The organism is Streptomyces sp. SID3343 (genome assembly GCF_009865215.1).
Taxonomy (GTDB): Bacteria; Actinomycetota; Actinomycetes; order Streptomycetales; family Streptomycetaceae; genus Embleya.
Genome location: NZ_WWJX01000975.1, coordinates 1 through 2,006, shown reverse-complemented (window position 1 = coordinate 2,006; position 2,006 = coordinate 1). Strand labels below are relative to the sequence as shown.

At 71.4% G+C, this 2,006-nt stretch carries 2 protein-coding genes; both read right to left on the bottom strand.

Translation table 11 applies throughout. The features are described 5' to 3' along the window. On the bottom strand, positions 1 to 1,407 hold a 1,407-nt coding region (locus GT354_RS30595; RefSeq protein ID WP_161359620.1), incomplete at its 3' end, for a hypothetical protein. A 413-nt stretch (positions 1,408 to 1,820) separates the two neighbouring features. After that, positions 1,821 to 2,006 (bottom strand): hypothetical protein (locus GT354_RS54680; RefSeq protein ID WP_237535620.1); only part of this gene is annotated, 186 nt, incomplete at its 5' end.

The following is a 2,006-nucleotide window of genomic DNA, read 5'->3' as shown; positions in this document are numbered from 1 at the left end:
CCGGGAGGGCGAGGACGGTTCGCGCCCGCCGCCGTTGTGCTGCGGGTTGCCGGTCGGGCCGGGGAACTCCGGTTCCTGTGCGAGCATCGCGGCCTTGGTGGGCCGGCGCAGTTGCCTGGTGGCGGCGGGATGCGGGGTGAAGCGGCGGCCGGGGGTGGGCAGGGGCGCGCGGCTGGACCCGGGGTCGGTACGGGAGCCGGTGCCGGGGCCGGGGCCTGCGCCTGAGTCCGAGCCTGAGCCGGGACCTGCGCCTGTGCTTGCGCCGAACGCGGCCTCGGCCTTTGCCGCCGAGGGCGCCGGGCCCGGAGAGCGAAGCGGCTTGCCGTTGCTCGTACGGGCGTTCGCATTCGCGCGGGCGACGTCGCGCCGGCTCGTGCCCGGTACCTCCGGCTCGTCGTCCGGGCTGTGCGCCAGCGCGGCGCGGACCAGGCCCAAGGCGCGGCGGCCCATCCCGGGGTCCTCAGGCAGGTGGGCCTGCGCTGGGTGGGCCTGCGGTAGGTGGGCCTGCGGTTCGTCGCGTGGGTCGGGGAGGGCTCCGCCGCCGACCACGCCCGAACCGCGCAGGCCGGCGCGCTGGGCGGGGCTCATGCCGTTGGGCGGTACGGTCGACAGGGCCGACGCTCCGGTCCCGGCCGGGCCGCCTCGAGGGGTGACCGCCTTGAGTCGGCGAACAGCCGTGCGCAGGCTCGGCGGGCGAGATTCGGGGGAGCAGTTGGCCAACGCGAGCGATCCCGACGAAGGCGCGAATTCGACCGTCTCGGGCGCTAGTTGGGCCCGCTCGGCAAGGAGCGGGTGGATCTCCTCGGCGGGTACGGGATCCGGCAGCTCCGCGAACCCCTGGGTCAACGCGCTCACCAACGCCCGGGTGAACGGTGACGGCGGACCCTTGACGTCGGGCGGATTGACCACGCCCCACAGCGGAATGCCTTGGCACAACTCGTGCGCACGCTCGCGGGCCACGTCCCAGGATTCCCGACCGGCGGTCAGGTCGCAGATCACCAGGGTGTTCTCGGCGGGCCGAGCCCCGAGCAGTTCGACCACCCACGACCACGGCAGACCGTCGTATCGCACCGAGTTCGGCGTCGAGTCGCGCAGACCCAGATGCAGCTCACGGCGCCGACGGTCGACCATCAGCCGACCGGTCAGGTATACGATCACCGGCCCGTCCACGACCCCGGCGGCCTGTAGGTAGGCGCGAACCGTATGCGGCTGCACGGCATCGGGCAATTGCACGACATCGGCAGCCGCCTCGGGAAAGAGCTGATGCGGTGTCAGCGCGGACATCGCGACAAGGTTGCCGCCACCGTCCGAGCGCCGCCCCCGCCCGGTTTTGCCTCCGCCCTCGACCAGCAGCAACTGGCCGCGCTCGGACGGGATTCGGATGAGCCGCCCACCTCGTTCGGACATGTGTGCCTCCCCGGCCGAGCCTGTTGGGTGGGTCACCACGCAACAGCAGGTTAGGGGTATCGACCGGCCATGGTCGACATATCGGGCCGGTTGGGCGGAGGTGGGGTGGTGAGGGGCGGACCGGGGCCCGAGAAGGGGGCGCGCGAAAGCACGGGAGCGCGCATGTGATGGTTCGGTCGGCGCGGTGCTCTGTCCAGAAAGCGGCACTCCCACCTGCGTGTGGCACGTCACTCGGAGAGCGATGCGCTCGTTTGTGTGTGGCGCTCTTCATAGTGAGCGGCGCTCTCGTATGAGTGCAGCGCTCTGCTCGGGGAATGCCGCTCGCCTGCGAGTGCGGTGCTCTCCCTAGTTCGCGGTGCGCTCTCTAGTGAGCGGCGCTCTCCTTGTAGGGCAGTGCTCCGGTTGACGGCTGCTCACTTCTGAGCGTGCTGCCTTCTCCAGCGAGCGGTGCTCGCGTCTTGGGCGCGGTGCCCTGCTTTGAGAGCGGTGCTCGCGTCCTGGGTACGGTGCTCTGCTTTGAGCGTGGCGCTCGCGTCCTGGGTACGGTGCTCTGCTTTGAGCGTGGCGCTCGCGTCCTGGGTACGGTGCTCTGCTTTGAG